This window comes from Mycobacterium sp. E3198 (genome assembly GCF_001667015.1).
Classification (GTDB): domain Bacteria; phylum Actinomycetota; class Actinomycetes; order Mycobacteriales; family Mycobacteriaceae; genus Mycobacterium.
In genome coordinates this window covers 209,761-227,119 of the sequence record NZ_LZIS01000001.1, presented here as the reverse complement: position 1 = coordinate 227,119, position 17,359 = coordinate 209,761, and the positions used below count along the sequence as shown (strand labels likewise).

16 protein-coding genes are annotated in these 17,359 nt (G+C 68.5%); 13 read left to right on the top strand and 3 right to left on the bottom strand.

Features of this window, described 5'->3' with window-relative positions:
- Positions 1-113 precede the first annotated feature (113 nt).
- Complete coding sequence (locus tag A5673_RS01085; protein WP_068226634.1) at positions 114-1,109, top strand: diacylglycerol kinase family protein; 996 nt, start codon at positions 114-116, stop codon at positions 1,107-1,109.
- Positions 1,110-1,119: 10 nt separating this feature from the next.
- Here A5673_RS01085 and A5673_RS01080 read toward each other — a convergent pair whose 3' ends face one another.
- Positions 1,120-1,413: a hypothetical protein gene (locus A5673_RS01080; RefSeq protein WP_068226633.1), complete on the bottom strand. Its 294-nt coding sequence runs from the start codon at positions 1,411-1,413 to the stop codon at positions 1,120-1,122.
- 550 nt (positions 1,414-1,963) lie between these two features.
- On the opposite strand from A5673_RS01080, the gene A5673_RS01075 reads away from it, so the two are divergent.
- The 5 genes from A5673_RS01075 to A5673_RS01055 are packed head-to-tail and all read left to right on the top strand — an operon-like array spanning position 1,964 to position 8,397.
- Positions 1,964-5,209 (top strand): thioester reductase domain-containing protein, encoded by a 3,246-nt coding sequence (locus A5673_RS01075; protein ID WP_068226632.1) that lies wholly within the window; start codon positions 1,964-1,966, stop codon positions 5,207-5,209.
- Positions 5,210-5,234: 25 nt separating this feature from the next.
- Positions 5,235-6,143, top strand: a complete 909-nt coding sequence (locus tag A5673_RS01070) for a metal-dependent hydrolase (protein ID WP_068226631.1) — start codon at positions 5,235-5,237, stop codon at positions 6,141-6,143.
- A 10-nt stretch (positions 6,144-6,153) separates the two neighbouring features.
- On the top strand, positions 6,154-7,071 hold the full coding sequence (locus tag A5673_RS01065) for an alpha/beta fold hydrolase (RefSeq protein ID WP_068226630.1): 918 nt from the start codon (positions 6,154-6,156) through the stop codon (positions 7,069-7,071).
- Positions 7,068-8,144: a PDR/VanB family oxidoreductase gene (locus tag A5673_RS01060; RefSeq protein ID WP_068226629.1), complete on the top strand. Its 1,077-nt coding sequence runs from the start codon at positions 7,068-7,070 to the stop codon at positions 8,142-8,144. The genes A5673_RS01065 and A5673_RS01060 overlap by 4 nt, the downstream gene beginning before the upstream one ends.
- Positions 8,145-8,181: 37 nt before the next feature.
- Positions 8,182-8,397, top strand: coding sequence for a DUF3072 domain-containing protein (locus A5673_RS01055; RefSeq protein ID WP_068226628.1), 216 nt, complete (start codon positions 8,182-8,184; stop codon positions 8,395-8,397).
- On the opposite strand, the gene A5673_RS01050 is transcribed toward A5673_RS01055, so the two are convergent.
- Positions 8,394-9,401, bottom strand: a complete 1,008-nt coding sequence (locus A5673_RS01050; RefSeq protein ID WP_068226627.1) for a YihY/virulence factor BrkB family protein — start codon at positions 9,399-9,401, stop codon at positions 8,394-8,396. The two genes, A5673_RS01055 and A5673_RS01050, sit on opposite strands and share 4 nt — an antisense overlap.
- A 142-nt stretch (positions 9,402-9,543) precedes the next feature.
- On the opposite strand from A5673_RS01050, the gene A5673_RS01045 reads away from it, so the two are divergent.
- The 4 genes from A5673_RS01045 (at position 9,544) to A5673_RS01025 (ending at position 13,299) form a co-directional block, all read left to right on the top strand.
- Entirely contained in the window at positions 9,544-10,239 is a 696-nt protein-coding gene (locus A5673_RS01045; protein WP_068226626.1) for a type 1 glutamine amidotransferase domain-containing protein, read from the top strand.
- A 546-nt stretch (positions 10,240-10,785) separates the two neighbouring features.
- Positions 10,786-11,718 carry an SAM-dependent methyltransferase gene (locus tag A5673_RS01035; protein WP_068226624.1) on the top strand — a complete coding sequence of 311 codons (933 nt, stop codon included), beginning with the start codon at positions 10,786-10,788 and terminating at the stop codon, positions 11,716-11,718.
- Positions 11,715-12,350: a class I SAM-dependent methyltransferase gene (locus A5673_RS01030; protein ID WP_068226623.1), complete on the top strand. Its 636-nt coding sequence runs from the start codon at positions 11,715-11,717 to the stop codon at positions 12,348-12,350. The genes A5673_RS01035 and A5673_RS01030 overlap by 4 nt, the downstream gene beginning before the upstream one ends.
- A 28-nt stretch (positions 12,351-12,378) precedes the next feature.
- Positions 12,379-13,299, top strand: a complete 921-nt coding sequence (locus A5673_RS01025; RefSeq protein WP_068226622.1) for a TIGR03619 family F420-dependent LLM class oxidoreductase — start codon at positions 12,379-12,381, stop codon at positions 13,297-13,299.
- Positions 13,300-13,365: 66 nt separating this feature from the next.
- On the opposite strand, the gene A5673_RS28875 is transcribed toward A5673_RS01025, so the two are convergent.
- A complete protein-coding gene (locus A5673_RS28875; RefSeq protein ID WP_156747742.1) occupies positions 13,366-13,986 on the bottom strand; it encodes a chitin-binding protein in 621 nt (206 codons plus the stop codon).
- Positions 13,987-14,195: 209 nt separating this feature from the next.
- Here A5673_RS28875 and A5673_RS01020 point away from each other — a divergent pair, with 209 nt between their 5' ends.
- From A5673_RS01020 to A5673_RS01010, 3 genes are all read left to right on the top strand, one after another.
- Positions 14,196-14,909: a VIT family protein gene (locus tag A5673_RS01020; RefSeq protein WP_068226666.1), complete on the top strand. Its 714-nt coding sequence runs from the start codon at positions 14,196-14,198 to the stop codon at positions 14,907-14,909.
- Positions 14,910-15,054: 145 nt separating this feature from the next.
- Positions 15,055-15,837, top strand: coding sequence for a thioesterase family protein (locus A5673_RS01015; RefSeq protein ID WP_068226665.1), 783 nt, complete (start codon positions 15,055-15,057; stop codon positions 15,835-15,837).
- Entirely contained in the window at positions 15,834-17,351 is a 1,518-nt protein-coding gene (locus A5673_RS01010; RefSeq protein ID WP_068226621.1) for a class I adenylate-forming enzyme family protein, read from the top strand. Before A5673_RS01015 ends, A5673_RS01010 begins: the two co-directional genes overlap by 4 nt.
- The last annotated feature ends 8 nt before the right edge of the window (positions 17,352-17,359 follow it).

Sequence of the window (17,359 nt, the reverse complement as noted above, 5' to 3'; positions counted from 1 at the left end):
GAAATCGGCACCGCTGGCAACGGGCGCAAAACCGCTGCACAACAGCCCAATACGACCCTGCGGTCGGGCGGCGCGGTCTCGCCCACCTAGGCAGCGCGGGTATCGTTCGGGGGATGTATCTCGGCGTCATCGTCAATCCGCAAGCGCGCAAGAACCGCGCCGCGCCGGACCGCGCCGCCGATTTGCGCCGGATCGTCGGCCCGTGGGGCGAGGTGCACGAGACCGCGTCCGTCGAGGATCTCCGCAGGACCATCAAAGAACTCAACCCGCGGACCACCCACCTCGTCGGCGACGGCGGCGACGGCGCGCTGCACTGGCTGGTCAACGAAATCGAGCAGTGCATCGCCGATCCCGACCGCTGGCCGACCTTCGTGCCGAGCAACGGCGGCAGTGTCAACGCCGTCGCGCGCAAGGCGCGGGTGCGCGGCCGCGCCGATGGGATCATCCGCGCCCTGGCGGCCGCCGCGGAGGCGGACCGGCCCCCGCCCGAGGTGCGCCTGGACACCCTGGAACTCGACGGCGAAACCGAGGACGGAACGGCGTTTCATCGCCTGTGCTTCGGACTGGCCGCCGGCGGCGTCGGAAACCGGTTCTACGAACGGTATTACGACTCGCCCGATCACGACCGCCTCGCCGTCGCCCGAGTGATCGCCCGCTCCGTCGGCGACTACCTGACCTCCAAGGTCGCCCCCAGCCGGGTGAAGACGCCGAACTACGCGTCCGTCCTGTTCACGCCGACGCACGCCCGCGTCGTGATCGACGGCGAGGAGGTGCCGACGCGGACACACCGGTTGCTGCACGCAGGCGCCATCGACCTCCGCATCGGGGGCCCGTTCCGGCTCTTCCCGAAGGCTGCCCAACCCGGTGCGCTGCATTTCCAAGCCGGGGAGGTACGGCCGTCGAAGATCGTCGCCCAGCTTCCCGCGGCGCTCACCAACGGAACGATGCGCGGCGAGCGGGTCCGCGACGTCAACGGCCGCGAGATGATCATCGACGCCGACGGGGAGCCGCTCTCGCCCATCATCGACGGCGAGCGTTTCCTCGGCATCACCCGGCTGGTGGCCCGCGCCGGGCCGCGCATCCGCGTCGCCCAGGTCGTCGGGCGGTAATCCACACCGATCAGCGCCGCGCCTGGATGGTGCGGGTGATCTGGGCGGAAAGCCTGGGGTCGTTCAGCAGCTGGTCGACCAGCGTGGCGAGCACCTCCTGGCCGGTGACACGCGCGACGCCGAGGCGGTCGGCGGCCTCCCGCTGCCAGATGTCCAGGGCTCGATGCTGCGCGGGCGCGAGGTCGACCGTGCGACGGGTTTTGGGGTTGCGCGTTCGTCCGACGGCGAAGGGCTCGGTGGGTGCGGCGGCGACGGCGGGAGGCAGCGCGGCGCCGGGGCGGTAGGCGGGGTCCGAAGTGCTCATCCTGGGCGGCCTTCCTGGGCGACTGTAGGTCCGGGGATCAGTAAGTCATCTCAGTATATGCGTAGATTATGAGTCCCGCCGCCCAGCGCCGGCGTCGTCCGGGGGCCGGCGATTGTTGCCATAAGGCCGCACTTGAAAGCCAAGTTGCCGCGCCAATGCGCCAACCATTTCCGCAAGGGATCTATTGCAGCCGACGATAAGCCGCGACTTCCGTGGAATTTGCGTGCCGGAAAGGCTTGTCATTGAATACTAAAAAGCGCAAGTGCGTACTTCAGTATCTCCGGCAGACCCGGATAAGCTGGTGGTTTGTTCGGCAAGTAGGTGCTGAGGTACTGAACCCAGTATTGGTAGAGAGGCCTTTTCGGCGTTCGAAAAATTGCGCGACTATGAGCTGCATCACGCCTATCGTGGGTCGAGCCTGTGAAATCAATGTGCAGCGTTAAAATGGTCTTTTCTCGAGTTTGTTCGGCGCTTACCGTGGAATTACGAATTGCGATGTAAGCACTTGTTCTTCTGATTGCGGCTCAACCGACCTGGAAGGGACTCCTCGATGCAAACGCTGATCGACTACCTGCGGATGTGGCAGGCGCGCCGCCCCCACCAAACCCTCTTCCGGTTCGTCGACGCCGAGGGGCGGGAGCTCGACCGCTACACCTACGGCAGTTTCGACGAGCGGACGCGCGAGCTGGCGGCCTACCTGTCCACAGAAGCCGGGCTGAAGCCCGGCGATCGGGTGCTGCTGGTGTACCCGCCGGGCCTGGAGATGGTGGCCGCGTTCTACGCCTGCGCCCGCATCGGCGTGATCGCCGTGCCGGTCAGCCCGCCGCTGCCCATGTCGTTCGAAGCCGGGCTGGCGAAGCTCAGCTTCATCGCGCGGGACTCCCAGGCCAAGGCCGTGCTGTCGACCAAGGAACTCGAGCACACCTTCCGCCAGCTGCTCGACCACCGACAGGGCGCGCTGCCCTGGCCGGACGTCGAGCGGCTCCCGGAGCTGCCCTGGGTGGCGACCGACGGCACGCGGGGCTTCGGTGGCGCGCCCGTGGCCGACACACCCGGCCGGGTGCTCTTCCTGCAGTACACGTCGGGTTCCACCAGCGATCCCAAGGGCGTCGTCGTGACTCACGCCAACGTCATCGCCAACGCTTCGGCCTTCACCGACATCGAGGTGGCGGTCAGCTGGCTGCCGCAGCACCACGACATGGGCCTGATCTCGGCCTACCTGTTCATCGTGGTGCTCGGCGGGACCACGCACGGGATGTCGCCGGAGGACTTCCTCAAGCGACCGTCGTCGTGGCTGCGCCTCATCAGCGAGGTGCGCGCGACCCGCACGCCCGCGCCGAATTTCGCGCTCGAATACTGCCTGCGCGAGGACAAGCTCCCCGCATCCGAACTCGAGGGCATCGACTTGAGCAGCCTCGAGTCCATGCTCATCGGCGCCGAACCCCTGCGAGCCAAGACGTTCGCCCGCTTCCGTGAGCGGTTCGCGCCCTGGGGCCTGCGGCCCGACGCGCTCACCGGCGCTTACGGCCTTGCGGAGAACACACTGGTGGTGTCCGTGCGCGGACGCCAGACTCTGGCCGTCAACAAGCGCGCCCTGCAGCAAAACGTCGTGCGGGTGGAAAAGGCCCTGCCCGAGAACAACAACCAGACCCCGCTGGTGAGCAGCGGCAAGCCCGCCGCCGGCACCATCGTCCGCATCGTCGACCCCGAATCGCGGGAGGCGCTCGGCGAGGGCCGGGTCGGCGAGGTCTGGCTGGCCGGGCCGTCCAAGGGCGGCGGCTACTGGCACCGCCCGGACGTCACCGCGGAGATGTTCGAAGCCCGCATCCACGGCGACGACGAGCACACCTACCTGCGGACGGGTGACCTCGGCTTCCTGCACGAGGGGGAGCTGTTCGTCTGCGGCCGAACCAAGGACCTGATCATCGTCCGCGGCGTCAACTGCTACCCGTCGGACATCGAGGCCGTCGTGGAGCGCTCGGCGACGCAGGTCCGGCACGGCTGCGTCGCCGCCTTCGCCGTCGAGCGCGAGGACGAGGAGGCGTTGGTCGTCGTCGCCGAGGTGCGCGACGGGCGCGACCTCCCGGACGCCACGGCCCTGGCGCGCGCGATCCGGCGGCACGGACACATCGATCCGCACACCATCGTGTTCGTGCCGCCCCGCAGCATCCCGAAGACCACCTCGGGGAAGATCCGGCGCTCCGAAACCCGCCAGCTGTGGCTGGACGGCAAGCTGCCCGTGCTGGCGACCTGGGTCCAGAAAACCCACACAGGGCCGGACGCCAGCACGGGCCCCCTCGCCCGTTTCGGCCACCTGATCGAGAGCTACGACCTAACCGGCTACGAAGACTGCTCGTTCGCGGACCTGGGGATCGACTCGCTGGCCCTGGCCGAGCTCCGCGCGGACCTGCAGGCCCTGCTGGAGGAGCACGGCGCGGGGGAGCTGGCCGAGGACGTCAACACGCGGCTGCTCCAGCGCCTGACGGTCGCCGAATTCTTCCGGCTCATGCGGCAGTTCGGCGACCGGTCCGGGCAGCCGCTGGACGCCCTGCGGCGGGCGCTGGATCAGATCTCGGCCGAGTACGAGGCGCAGGAGATCGAGCAGATGCGCGCCGACGCGCGGCTGCCCCTGCCGGCCTTACCGCCGGCGCGCTCGGGTCCGGCGCGCGACCTCCTGCTGACCGGCGCGACCGGCTTCCTGGGGCCATTCCTGGTGAACAGCCTGCTCGGGCAGACGTCGAACACCGTCCACGCGTTGGTCCGCGCCACGGACCCGGCGCACGGCCTGGACCGCATCGTCGCGTCGCTGCGCCGGGCCCAGCTCTGGTCCCCGGCGCTGGAAGCCGAGGTCCGGGCGCGGGTGCGCGTGGTCTGCGGTGATCTCGCCGAGCCCCACCTGGGCGTCGGCGAGGCGGAGTTCGCGCGGCTGGCCGACAGCGTCGACGCCATCGTGCACAACGGCGCCCTGGTCAACTACGTCCGGACCTACGACGCCCTGCGCCCGGCCAACGTGCTGGGCACGCAGGAGCTGTTGCGGCTGGCCATGACCGACCACCGCAAGACCTTCCATCTGGTCTCCAGCACCTTCATTTACGGCTGGAGCACGGAGCCGGTGGTCGGGGAGTGGGACGCCAACGCGAAGATGAGCGGCCTGGACTTCGGCTACTCGCAGACCAAGTGGGTCGCCGAGCAGTTGGCGCTGGCGGCACAACGGCAGGGCCTCGACGTGCGCATCTACCGGCCTTCGCTGATCTCGCCCACCAGGGCGGGCTTCGGCAGCCAGGACGACATCCTGGTGCGGCTCACGGCGTTCATGATCGAGCACGGCCTGGCCGTCGACGCGCTCAACCAGATCAGCCTGCTGCCGGCGGACCTGATCGCCGATCACGTCGTCGCGCTGATGGGCCTGCCGAAAGACGACAGCGTGTCCCATGTTTTCAATATGACCGCGGACGATTACTACAACCTGACGGACATCACCCGGGTCCTGTCCGAACGGCACGGCTACCGCTTCGAGTACCACAACATCCCGTCGTTCGTGGAGCAGCTGAACCGCCGGTGCACGCCGCACGATCAGCTCTACCCGCTGGTCGACTTCCTGGTCCGTTCGGCGGACAAGATCGCCGCGATGCGGGACAAGCGCTACGACAACACGCAATACCGGCACGCGCGGACGTTGGCCAAGGTCCACCTGCGGGAGCTGGCGTTGACCGACACGGTCGACAATCTGGTCCGGTTCTTGCGGAGCGAGCGGTTGATCACCGAGGCTGAGGCGGAGGCGCAACGCAGTGCATAGCGCCTTAGACGGCAGGGGGTCCACGATGTTCACGGTCGACGACGCGGCGACGGGTCCGCACGACGCGTCGCTCGACCATGAGCGGATCGTCCTGCAGGCCCGTGACGTCGAATTCGACTGGGGCAAGCTGCCGTTCTACTACGTGCCCAACGAGCCCTTCACCACCCACTTCTGCAACGTGCTGCACCTGCTGCTGCCGGCGGGCGAGGAGTTCATCGTCGACGCGTTCAAGAACACCTTGCCGCTGATCAAGGACGACCAGCTGCGGCTCGACGTGCAGGGCTTCATCAGCCAGGAGGCCATGCATTCCCAAGCGCACGCCGGCGTGCTCGCGCACTTCGAGGCCAAGGGCATCGACGTCACGCCATTCACCGACCAGATGGCGTGGCTGTTCAACAAGCTCATCGGCGACCGGCCCCGGTGGAGTCAGCGGCGGCGGGCGAGTTGGTTGCTGGAGCGCGTGTCGATGGTTGCTGCGCTGGAGCACTACACCGCCATCCTGGGCGAATGGGTCCTCGACACGCCGCAGCACGACGCCATGGGCACCGATCCGGTGATGCTCGACCTGCTGCGCTGGCACGGCGCGGAAGAAGTCGAACACAAGGCGGTCGCGTTCGACACCATGAAGCACCTGCGCGCCGGGTACTGGCGGCAGGTCCGCACCCAGCTGCTGGTGACGCCGTCGTTGCTGTGGCTGTTCATCCGCGGCGTGCGCTTCATGTACTCGGTCGACCCGAACCTGCCGCCGGGGAGCAAACCGCGCTGGCGGGACTACTTCCGCGCGGCGCGCCGCGGGTTGGTGCCCGGGCCGTTCGAATTCCTGGGGGTCATCGGCGCCTACTACTCGCCAAGCTTCCACCCGTCCAAGCTGGGCGGGGTCGGGCGCGCGGTCGACTACTTGGCCCGCTCGCCCGCCGCGCGGGCGTCGTACTGAGGTCGCGTCGATGACCCGGTTAACCAGCGTGACCGCGTCGGACGGCGTGGTGCTGGCGGTCCACAGCTACACCGGCATCGATCCGCACCGCCCGACGATCCTGGCCATCCACGGCTACCCCGACAACCACCACGTGTGGGACGGCGTCGCCGAGGAGCTCGGCGACCGATACAACTTCGTCGCCTACGACGTGCGCGGCGTCGGCGAATCCTCAAGGCCGGCAGATCGTTCGGGGTATCGGTTCGCACAGCTGGTGCGCGATGTCGGCGCCGTGATCGACAGCTTGGGCGTCGGCGCGGTGCACCTGCTGGGCCACGACTGGGGGTCCATCCAGGGCTGGGCGGCGGCCACCGACGAGTCGGTGATGGGCAAGATCGCCTCGTTCACGTCGATCTCGGGGCCGCATCTGAACTATGCCGGCAGGTTTCTACGGTCGGCGCGCACACCGCGCGCCGTGGCGGACGTGGTCAGGCAGTTCCTGGCCTCGGGCTACATTTGGTTCTTTCTGTGTCCGGGCGTGCCGGAGCTCGCGATTCGGTCCGGGGCCACCATGAAAGTCTTTGCGGCCGTGGAGTCCATCGGTCGCCCACGCGGCGCCGGTCGACGGCGCGCCGCCGCGACCCGGTCGATCGACGATTACCTCAACGGTCTCAACCTGTACCGTGCCAACATGCCCGGACCGATCCTGGCGCCGCCGGCGCAGTTGCCGGAGACGCGCGTCCCGGTGCAGGTGCTGGTGGCCCGCCAGGACTACTTCGTGTCGCCCGCCCTGCAGCGGTTCACCGGTTGCATACCGCCCGACAGCAGGATCGTCCCGATCGAGGGCGGACACTGGGTGGTGGCCTCGCATCCCGACGTCGTCGCCCAGCTCACCAGCGACTGGGTCAACTCGGTCGTCGCGTTCGACAGTCCTAGGAACTCGCTGTGACACATGCCATTTGGAGCTCCCGACCCGCCGACCTCTACGGCCGCCGCAAGCGCGACCGGCTGTACACGGCGTTGTGGGGCGTGGGGACGGTGTTCGGTGCCTTCGCGACGGCGTCGCGGTGGACGCCGTCGCGGGTGTTGCCGGTGCAGCGGACCACCGCCGCGGTGGTCACCAAGCGCGAACTACTCACGCCCGACGTGGTGGCCCTGACGTTGGCGGATCCCGACGGCGGATTGCTGCCGTCGTGGACACCCGGGGCGCACATCGACGTCCGGTTGGCCTCGGGACGCCGCCGGCAGTATTCGCTGTGCGGGCCGCCCGGGCGACGCACCGACTACCGCATCGCCGTGCGCCGCATCGCCGACGGTGGTGGCGGTTCCAAGGAAATGCATGACGCGTTGGACGTGGGAGACACCCTCGTGTTCGAGGGCCCGCGCAACGCCTTCTACCTCGTGACCGACGAGCAGGACGTGTTGTTCGTGATCGGCGGCATCGGGGTGACTCCCATCCTGCCGATGATCCGGGTGGCCCAACAGCACGGAATCAGCTGGCGCGCAATCTATGCCGGCCGGTCCCGCGAATACATGCCGCTATTGGACGAGGTGCTGGCGGTCGACGCCGAGCGGGTCACCGTGTGGGCCGACGACGAGCGGGGCCGGTTCCCCACCATCGAGGAGTTGCTGGCCGGTGCTGGCCCGAAGACGGCCGTCTACGTGTGCGCGCCGACGGCCATGCTGGAGGCGGTCCGCGCGGCCCGCGACGAACACGTCGATGCGCCACTGCATTACGAGCGGTTCAGCCCGCCACCGGTCGTCGACGGCATCCCGTTCGAGTTGGAACTCGCACGCTCGCAGCGGGTGCTTGGCGTGCCGGCCAACCGGTCGGCGCTGGCCGTCATGCTGGACCGCGACCCGGCGACCGCGTATTCCTGCCAGCAAGGGTTCTGCGGGACGTGCAAGGTCAAGGTGCTGGCGGGCGATGTCGATCGGCGCGGACGCACCGTGGAGGGCGACGACGAAATGCTGGTCTGCGTCTCGCGGGCAAAAAGCGGCCGCGTGGTGATCGACGCCTGAACGTTTCGAACTGGCGTGCGATGGTTATCTCCAGGGCATGACTGACGACACGCGACAGGCGCCATGCGAAACTCCGGAGAAGGACACCTCCGACTGGGTGACCGGTGACGAGCCCATGACGGGGCCGCAGCGCAGCTACCTACACACGCTGGCGCAGGAGGCCGGTCGCGACGTTTCCGACGACCTGACGAAAGCGCAAGCCTCCGAGCTGATCGACGAATTGCAGCAGCTCACCGGACGGGGCAACGGCTAGCTAGCGGGCCTGCTCGGCGCGGTCGGCGTCTGCGGATCGTTGGCCTTGTGGGTGAGGTCCCGGAACCTGACGCTGACGCGCTGAAAACCCTTGACACGCTCGGCTTTCGCCCGTTTGGCGTAGGTCTTGCGGTCGGCCTCCGTCAGGTCCGCGTCCTCGACGAACGGGGTGAGCAGCGCGCGGGGGTATAGCCGCTCCACGAGAACGACGTTGATCTCGGCGCACAGCACCAGTGTCGTCGACACGAGGTACAGGAAGGCCAGCAGCCCCAGCACCAGGGCGAAGACGCTGTTCGTCGCGCTGGCCGTCTTCACGGTGTGGCCGACGTAACCGGCGCCGAACCGCTGCAGGATCTGCCAAATGATCGCCGCCGCAAGCGCTCCCGGCCAAACCTGGCGGTAGCTGAGTTGGCGCGCGGTGGTCACCCGAAACGCCACCAAACAGATCAGGCCGTTGATGGCGATCGCCGCGAGCGTGAGCCCGAACTTCCCGACGATGCCCAGCGAGCCCGTGACCTGGCCGACCGCGGAAAGGGCGGTGGACGCGACGGCGGCCGAACCGAGCACCAACAACAACAGCGCGCTGCGCACGCGCGACCATATCGGGTTGGGGCGCTGGTTCCGTGGCACGGCCCACACCGAGTCCATCGCGTTCTGCACCGCCTGACCGACGCCCAGGCCGCCATAGAGGGCCCCCGCGATGCCGACGACTACGGCGACGGTGCCGCCGCTGAGCCCCTCGGGCTGGTGCAATTGGCTTCCAATGACCGGGAATTGGCTCAACGTGCTGTGCAGCACCTGGTCCTGCAGGTCGGGCCGGCCGGCCAGGATCACCCCGAGGCCCGTAGTCAGCAGGAGCAGCAGCGGAAACAGCGACACGAATCCGTAGTAGGTGATCAGGGCGGACAGATAGCCGCCTTGATCGTCCAGGTATTTGTAGACGACGGCGATCACCACGCCGACGACGCGGTTCCGTCGCTGTAGCCTGTCCAGCCAGCCGACCATCCGTGCTCACTTCGTCTCACAAAGCCGACGCCCACCCGATGGGCTCACCGGGACATACCCAGATTTATGAATGGTCAACCGCGCTGGCTTGATTCGCCGCGCACCGATTGCCGGCGGCCGCGCGGCCGCATAGCCTCGGCTAATGGCCAAACTCCTGTTCGTCATGACCGCTACGAGTTACTGGACGCTCAAGGACGGGACGAGGCACCCGACCGGATATTGGGCCGAAGAGTTCGCCGCCCCGTACAGCGCGCTCAGCGGGGCCGGCATCGAGGTCGTCGTGGCAACCCCCGGTGGCGTGGTGCCCTACGTGGACGTGATGAGCCTGCGTCCCGCGATGGCCGGCAGCGAAGAAATCGCCCGGCAGCTCGAGGACACCCTGCGGTCCGCCGAAGAGTTGCGCAGGCCGATCGAACTGGCCGGCGCGCGCCTGGACGATTACGACGCCGTCTATTACCCCGGTGGGCACGGCCCGATGGAGGACCTGTGGCGCGACGCCGACTCGGGTCGACTGCTCACCGCCGCGCTGGCGTCGGGAAAGCCACTGGCCATCGTGTGCCACGCGCCGGTCGCCATGCTGGCCACCCGGCGCAACGGCGTCTCACCCTTCGCCGGCTACCGGGTCACCGCCTACACCAACGACGAGGAGGACGCCGTCGGCCTGCGCGAGAAGGCCCCGTGGACCGCCGAGGACGAGTTGATCAAGATGGGCGTCGACTTCGTCCGGGGCGAAATGTGGAAGCCGTACACGGTGGTGGACCGAAACCTCTACACCGGCCAGAACCCCGCCTCAGCGGGGCCGCTCGCCGAGGAGTTGCTCAAAGTCCTCAAGTGCTGAAAATCGGAAAAACGCCGGTCAACGAGCCCGCGCAGCGCTTAAATCAGTACTTAGCGCGCATCGAGGCATACGGCAGGAGGACCGACATGACCGAGGCAAACGCGGCGGGCGCGGACAAATCGAGACTGAGCGCATCGAGATGTAGTCGAACCCGTTGCGCGGTAGGGGCTTTCGCGCTTGCGTTGGCCGGGGTGCCGGCGATGGTCATCGCCGGGCCGGCCATCAGCCGCGCTGACGATCCGCCCCCTTGCGCCCCTGGTTGGGCGTGGAGCGTGGAGATGAATCAATGCGTGTTCGTGCTTCCCGCCGCAAACGGGCCCGGAGGCCCCGGCGGCCCAGGCGGACCCGGCGGACCCGGTGGTCCCGGGGGACCGGGCGGGCCGGGAGGCCCTGCGGGCCCGGGCGGTCCCGGCCGCCACTAGTTGACGGCGAGGGTGGGCCGCCGACTCACAGCCTGAACTCACACCAGTGCGCGGGAACCCGCCGCGTCCGGCAGTCGTTATACTAGCTAAATAAAGCTTGATATCGACACGGAGAGCAGGGCGCATGCCACGCACGGACAACGACACTTGGGACCTGGCCACCAGCGTGGGAGTGACGGCGACAATGGTCGCGGCAGCCCGGGCGATCGCCACCAACGCCGACAACCCGCCGATCGAGGACCGGTTCGCCGAACCGCTGGTCCGCGCGGTCGGCGTGGATTTCTTCACGCGATGGGTCGACGGCGACCTGAGCGCCACGGACGTCGATCACGAGGAGTCGACCTGGAAGCTCGAGCACATGCCCGACGCGATGGCCGCGCGCACCCGCTTTTTCGACTCGTTCTTCCACAACGCGATGGACGCCGGCATCCGCCAGGCCGTGATCCTTGCGTCGGGCCTCGACGCGCGCGCCTACCGGCTGGCCTGGCCGGCGGACGTGACGCTCTTCGAGATCGACCAACCGGAGGTCATCGAGTTCAAGGCCGCCACCCTAGCCGGGCTGGGCGTAACCCCGAGGGCCGACTTACACACCGTCGCAATCGATTTACGAAACGATTGGCCCAAGGCATTGCAGGAAGCCGGATTTGACCCGAGCAGGCCCACGGCGTGGATCGCGGAGGGACTCTTCGGCTACCTGCCGCCGGAAGCTCAAGACCGCTTGCTGGACAACGTCACCGCGCTCAGCGCCGGCGGCAGCCGACTGGCCTGCGAGGCGGTTCCGGAAACGCCCGATCGGGACCGTGAACGCGCGCGGGAGATGATGCGCGTCGCCGCCGCCAAATGGCGTGAGCACGGCCTCGACATGGAGTTCGCCGATCTGGGCTTCGAGGGCGAGCGCAACGACGTCGAGCTCTACCTGCAAGGGCTGGGGTGGCGCACGGCCGGCACCCCGATGAGTCAGCTGCTGGCCGAGATCGGCCTCGCGGCGATCCCGCAGACCGACGACTCGGTGTCGGTGGCGGACACCATCTATTACACGTCCATACTGGGCGGATGACGGCAGCGCAGCGCCGCGGTCTCAACGACGCGGTCACCCGGATGTGGAGCTTCCTCGCACCGGCCTATGACCTCCCGTTTCTTCAGCAATGGGTTTACCGCCCGCCGCACGACGAGGTGATCGCGCGGCTGCGCGCCCACGGCGCGGGCAAGATCGCCGACATCGCCTGCGGCACCGGCATTCTCAGCGATCGGATCGAGCGTGAACTCCATCCCGACGAGATCTACGGCGTCGACATGTCCGACGGCATGCTCGCCCAGGCCCGCGCCAGATCCGGCCGGGTGCAGTGGTTGCGCGGCCCGGCCGAGCAACTGCCGTTCGACGACGGGGCGCTCGACGCCGTCGTGACGACCTCGGCGTTCCACTTCTTCGACCAGCCGGCGGCCTTGCGGGAGTTCCACCGCGTGCTGGCGCCCGGTGGGCTGGCGGCCGTGGCGGCCCTGAGCAGCCGGCAGTCGCTGTTGCAGGCGCCCGCGGCCAATCGGTGGAAGCCGCAGCACAATGCGTCGCCGGCTGAGATGCGGAGCCTGTTCGAGGGCGCCGGGTTCACGGTCAGCGAGCAGCACCGCATTCCGCGGCCGATCTGGACCCGGATCGTGTCCGATCTGATCACCGTCGGCACGAAGAGTTAGCCCAGTCCCGAGCAGGCGAGGAGCGCAAGTGAAATTCGCCTTCCCCCTGCCGCACATGCTGCGCCTCAAGGCCATCACCCAGCCGTGGGAAGCGGGCGTCACCGGCGCCGACCAAACCCGAATGGTCAAGCGCGCCGAGGCGATGGGCTACGACATGATCGCCATCCCCGAGCATTTCGTCATCCCCACCGACCACGTCGAGTTGTCCGGTCCGCATTACCTCCAGTCGACCGTCGCGCAGGCCTACATCGCGGGCGCCACCGAGACGATCCGGCTGAATTCGTGTGTCACGGTGCTGCCGCTGCAACACCCGATCGTGCTCGCCAAGGCGCTGGCGACGGCCGACTGGATGAGTGGCGGGCGCATGATGGTCACCTTCGGAGTCGGTTGGCTGGAACGCGAATTCGACTTCCTCGGTGTGCCGTTCGGGGAACGCGGCCGCATCGCCGACGAATACCTCGAGGCGATCATCGAGCTGTGGACCAGCGAATCACCGCGTTTTGCAGGGAAATACGTCTCGTTCCACGACATGGTGTTCGAGCCGAAACCCGTTCAGAAGCCCCACCTTCCGGTGTGGATCGGGGGTGACGCCGACGCCGCCCTCAAGCGCGCTGCACGATTCGCCTCCGGCTGGTGGCCGTTCCTGACCCCGCCGGACAAGATCGCCGAGCGCCTCGAGTTCATCAAGAGCCAACCCGCCTACGACGGGCGCCCGTTCGAGGTCATGCACGGGCTGGGCACCAACCGCGTCGGCGAGGGGCATCGCGTCGTCAAGGATCCACACGCGCGCCCCGGCATGAGCGCCCAGGAGATCATCGATCGCCTCAGTTGGCTCGCCGAACAGGGCGTGACGTTCAGCGCGGTGCCGGTTCCCGCCGTGCGCGGGATCGACGAATATCTCGACTATGCCCAGTGGGTGATCGAGGAGATCAAGCCCAAAGTGTCCTAGACGCAACCGATCCCGCCAACGCCCGCCCCACCGGTCGGTGAGGCGGGCGTCGAGGGGGTTGGCTGCTTACAGCGGGATCCAGACCCCGAAGAACCAGAAGCCCCACTGGTTGAATCCGGGATCCCAAACGGGCGTCTCGTTGTAGCCGTAGTAGTTGATGGGGCCATACCCCCACCGCCCGCCGGGTGGCGGAAGCGGCCTGTCCCACGCCGGCCGCGGCGGTGCGCCATAGCCCCAGGGTCCGGGCCCGTCGCCCCACGGGGCGCCGTGGAAGTAGCCGCGCTGCGGGTCGCCGTGCCAAGGGCCGCCCGGGCCACCGGGGCCACCGGGACCACCGGGATGGTCGGGACCGCCCGGTCCGCCGGGGCCACCGGGATGGTCGGGCGGAGGTCCGCCCGGGCCGCCGGGCCCACCGGGACCGCCGGGTCCGCCCGGGTGACCGGGCCCGCCCGGTCCACCGGGGGGCCCACCAGGATTGCCGGGTCCACCGGGCCCACCGGGGCCACCCGGGCCGCCCGGGTCGTTCGGTCCGGCCGGGCGGTGATCCCCGGGCGCCGGGGCGCCATGGTTACCGGGGGCCGGCGGCGGTCCCGGTGCGGCGAACGCCGAACCGGCGCCCATGCCCAATGCGGCGGCACCGAGAGCGCCTGCGATGGTTCCCCCCGCAATAAATTGTTTCAATTTCATAGTGAGTCACCTGTCTAAAAGTGAGTTCCTAGAACCCCCCAACAACCCACACGCTAGATAGCTTGTCTATGGATTAGCTGTGACGGGCCCATGGACAACTTTTGGGCGGCGGCGGGTCACCCAGCGCGCCGAATGAGGCAAGCCTGCGCTCGCTTCGGCAAGCCTATATTGGCTGGTAGAATACGTTTTCTCGGTATATCGTGTCGGTCGTGTCGGAAACTTCCCATCCGGCCGAACCCCACGTGGGATCGGTCTCCTCGAAGCTCAACTGGCTGCGCGCCGGGGTGCTCGGCGCCAACGACGGCATCGTCTCCACGGCGGGCATCGTGGTGGGCGTCGCGGCCGCGACGGTGGACCGCGGCCCGATCCTGACCGCCGGAATCGCCGGCCTGGCGGCCGGGGCCGTGTCGATGGCCCTGGGTGAATACGTCTCGGTCAGCACCCAGCGCGACACCGAACAGGCGCTGTTGACCAAGGAACTTCAGGAGTTGCGCGACGACCCGGTCGCAGAATTGGACGAGCTCGCCACGCTGTACGAAGGCAAGGGCCTGTCGCCGGCGACCGCGCGCACCGTGGCCGAAGAGCTCACCGACCACAATCCGTTCCTCGCCCACGCCGAGGTCGAGCTGGGTATCGATCCCGACGAGCTGACCAACCCGTGGCAGGCGGCGATGTCGTCGGCGCTGTCGTTCACGGTCGGTGCCTTGTTGCCGTTGATCGTGATCCTCGCGCCCCCGGCGGCGTGGCGAATCCCGGCCACCGTGGTGGCCGTCCTGCTGGCCCTGGTGCTCACCGGGGCCGTGTCCGCGGGATTGGGCGGTGCACCGCAGGGCCGGGCGGTGCTGCGCAACGTCATCGGCGGCGGGCTTGCGTTGGCGGTGACCTACGCGATCGGTCATCTGGTGGGCGCCGCGATCGCCTGATCGGCCCGGTGGACGCCGCCGGGAACCGGGACTGGAACGGAAACTGTAATATCTACCGTTGCCATCCCACCGAAAGAGTCGTCCATTGACCGAGACAAAGATCGCGCCGGATGCCGTGGATTCGGCCGCGCAGCTGCCCTACTTTCTGCGCGACGAAAACCGTTTCGTGCCAAACGAAATCGCACGCGGTGGTTGGGGCCCGTCGCTCAGCGGACACGTGGTGGGCGGCCTGCTGGGCTGGGCGGTCGAACGCGCCGTCGACGACCCGGAACTGCAACCCGCGCGCCTGACCGTCGACCTGCCCGCACCCACCGCGCTGGAACCGATCGAGGTGCACACGCAGGTGCACCACGACCGCCGGCGGCTGCGGCTCGTCGAGGCGGTGCTCACCCAGCGCGGCGCACCCGTCGCGCGGGGCAGCGCGCTGTTTCTGCGGCGCGGGCCGCAACCCCAAGGCGACGTGTGGTCGCCGCCGGTCCTGATGCCGCCGCTACCCATCGACGACGGGGCCCAACCGTCGCTTTTCATGCGGACCTACGGCTGGGGCACCGAAATTCAGAATCCCGATCCCGACTGGGCGGATACCTTCGGACCCAAACACACCTGGTTGTACGAGACGCGCTCGCTGATCGACCGTGAACCGCTCAGCCCGTTCACCCGCGCGGCGATGGGCGCCGACATCACGGCCTCGCTCGCCAATTGGGGCACAAACGGTTTGCAGTTCATCAACGTCGACTACACCCTGACGCTGACAAGGTTGCCGCAAGGGCCGTACATCGGTCTGTCCTCGCTCACGCATCACAGCCACGACGGGGTGGCCACCGGTTCGGCCGTGCTGGTCGACCGGGCGGGCCCCATCGGCAGCTCCGTGTCCGTCGCGATCGCGCACTCGGGATTCCGGCCGATCTCCAAGCCGCCGGGCGGATGACGCTCCGGCGCGACGCCACCTATTGGGGTCTGATCGCCGAAGCGGCGCAGCGCGGGTCGGACCGGCCGCTGCTCGCCGATGAGCACGGACGCAGCCTGACGGCACGGCAATTCCACGACACGGCGTGCGCGACCGCCGCCGCGTTCGCCCGACGGGGGATAGGCGCGGGGACCGTCGTGTCGTGGCAACTGCCGACCACGATCGAAGCCGCGGTCGTCATGGCGGCGCTGGCGCGGCTCGGCGCCGTCCAAAACCCGATCATCCCGATACTGCGCGAGCACGAGGTCGGCTTCATCACCGCACAGCTCTCCTCGGAATTCCTTGTGGTGCCTGAGTTTTGGCACGGATTCGATTACGGTGGGCTGGCGCGGACGTTGGCCGCGCAGCGGGGCTTCGAGGTCATCGCCGTCGACCTGGCCACGCCGCCGGCGGGCAACGAGATTCGGCTGCCCCGCGCCGGCGCCGAGGCCCTCGGCCCGCCGCCGGGGCCCACCAGGGACACGCGATGGATCTACTACTCGTCGGGGACCACGGCGTCCCCCAAGGGGATCCGTCATGCCGACGCGTCGGTGCTGGCCCCGGCGGCCGGCCTGGTGGACAAGATGGGGATCGCCGCCGGCGACGTGGATCCCGTCGCCTTTCCCATCGCCCACATCGGTGGCGCGGTGATGCTGGCCGTCGGCCTGTTGACCGGCATGCGGTTGGCGCTGTTCGAGGTGTTCGACCCGGCCACCACGCCGCTGGCCATCGCCGCGCACAACCCGACCTTCCTGGGCATGGCGACGCCGTTCTTCCTGGCGTTCCTCGAGGCGCAACGGAAACACGGGGACGAGCCGCTGTTCCCGTCGGTGCGGGGCGGTCTGGCCGGCGGGGCGCCCATCACCGCCGAATTGGGGCACCAGATCCGCGAAACCTTCGGCGTGCCCGGAATCGCCAACGCGTGGGGGCTCACCGAATTTCCGGTGGCCACCTCGCCGTCGCTGACCGACGCGCCGGAGGTGCTGGACCACACCGTCGGCACGCCGGGACCGGGCGTGAGCGTCCGGGTGGTCGACGGCGAGCTGCGGCTCAAGGGACCCCAATGCTTCCTCGGCTACGCCGACCCCGCCCTGGACGCCGACGCGTTCGACGCCGACGGCTGGCTGCGCACCGGCGACGTCGGGACGATCGATGCCGACGGCAATGTCCGCGTCACCGGCCGGATCAAGGACGCCATCATCCGCAACGCCGAAAACGTCTCGGCCCTCGAAGTGGAGAACGCGCTGGCCACCCATCCCGGTGTCGCCGACATCGCGGTCATCGGGGTGCCCGACCCGCGCACCGGCGAGCGGGTCTGCGCCGTCGTGGTGCGCGTGCCGGGTGGGGAAGTGTCGCTGGAATCCCTAGTGCAGCATTGTCGTTCGCAGGGACTGAGCCGCTACAAGCACCCCGAGCGCCTGGTGATCGTCGATGCGCTGCCGCGTAACCAATTCGGCAAGGTCATCAAGAAAGACCTGCGCGAGACCTTCGGCTGAAACCGCGC

What these genes read in the sequence shown, in the direction of transcription:
- A5673_RS01085 (WP_068226634.1), top strand. Translation starts at nt 114, where the DNA reads ATGTATCTCGGCGTCATCGTCAATCCGCAAGCGCGCAAGAACCGCGCC.
- A5673_RS01080 (WP_068226633.1), bottom strand. Translation starts at nt 1,413, where the DNA reads ATGAGCACTTCGGACCCCGCCTACCGCCCCGGCGCCGCGCTGCCTCCC.
- A5673_RS01075 (WP_068226632.1), top strand. Translation starts at nt 1,964, where the DNA reads ATGCAAACGCTGATCGACTACCTGCGGATGTGGCAGGCGCGCCGCCCC.
- A5673_RS01070 (WP_068226631.1), top strand. Translation starts at nt 5,235, where the DNA reads ATGTTCACGGTCGACGACGCGGCGACGGGTCCGCACGACGCGTCGCTC.
- A5673_RS01065 (WP_068226630.1), top strand. Translation starts at nt 6,154, where the DNA reads ATGACCCGGTTAACCAGCGTGACCGCGTCGGACGGCGTGGTGCTGGCG.
- A5673_RS01055 (WP_068226628.1), top strand. Translation starts at nt 8,182, where the DNA reads ATGACTGACGACACGCGACAGGCGCCATGCGAAACTCCGGAGAAGGAC.
- A5673_RS01050 (WP_068226627.1), bottom strand. Translation starts at nt 9,401, where the DNA reads ATGGTCGGCTGGCTGGACAGGCTACAGCGACGGAACCGCGTCGTCGGC.
- A5673_RS01045 (WP_068226626.1), top strand. Translation starts at nt 9,544, where the DNA reads ATGGCCAAACTCCTGTTCGTCATGACCGCTACGAGTTACTGGACGCTC.
- A5673_RS01035 (WP_068226624.1), top strand. Translation starts at nt 10,786, where the DNA reads ATGCCACGCACGGACAACGACACTTGGGACCTGGCCACCAGCGTGGGA.
- A5673_RS01030 (WP_068226623.1), top strand. Translation starts at nt 11,715, where the DNA reads ATGACGGCAGCGCAGCGCCGCGGTCTCAACGACGCGGTCACCCGGATG.
- A5673_RS28875 (WP_156747742.1), bottom strand. Translation starts at nt 13,986, where the DNA reads ATGAAATTGAAACAATTTATTGCGGGGGGAACCATCGCAGGCGCTCTC.
- A5673_RS01010 (WP_068226621.1), top strand. Translation starts at nt 15,834, where the DNA reads ATGACGCTCCGGCGCGACGCCACCTATTGGGGTCTGATCGCCGAAGCG.